Genomic DNA, 391 nt, shown 5'->3' on the forward strand with positions numbered 1-391 from the left:
GCCTACCTGCCAGCAACCCGCGGGGTAGATGCTGTCCAAGTAGATGTCATCAGCGCCGTCGAAGAACATATCGCCTCCAGAGACTTGAGCGACAAGAGATGTGACGGCGATCGCAAGCAGGAGCGTAGTGGTTGTTCTCATGTGGACAGGGTTTGAAGAGAAGACCCGCCCACCGAAGATACCGCTGCTACAGCGCCCGCTTCTTCCGGAAGAACGCCTTCATCAGGTCCGCACAAGGAGGCTCCAGGATGCCACCGGTCACTTGGGTCTTGGTGTGCAACAACGCGCCACCGAACCGCCGATAGCCTGCCTTTTCATCGAAGGCACCGAAGACGATGCGGCCGATGTGCGCCCAGTTGAGCGCGCCCGCGCACATCACACAGGGTTCCAG

At 59.8% G+C, this 391-nt stretch carries 1 protein-coding gene; it reads right to left on the reverse strand.

Annotated features, from left to right (window positions below):
- Positions 1–187 precede the first annotated feature (187 nt).
- Positions 188–391, reverse strand: a 204-nt coding sequence (locus tag I6F37_RS44020) for a deaminase (protein ID WP_368736840.1), incomplete at its 5' end; no start/stop codon positions are given.

This window comes from Bradyrhizobium sp. NBAIM08 (assembly GCF_020193935.1).
Classification (GTDB): domain Bacteria; phylum Pseudomonadota; class Alphaproteobacteria; order Rhizobiales; family Xanthobacteraceae; genus Bradyrhizobium; species Bradyrhizobium yuanmingense.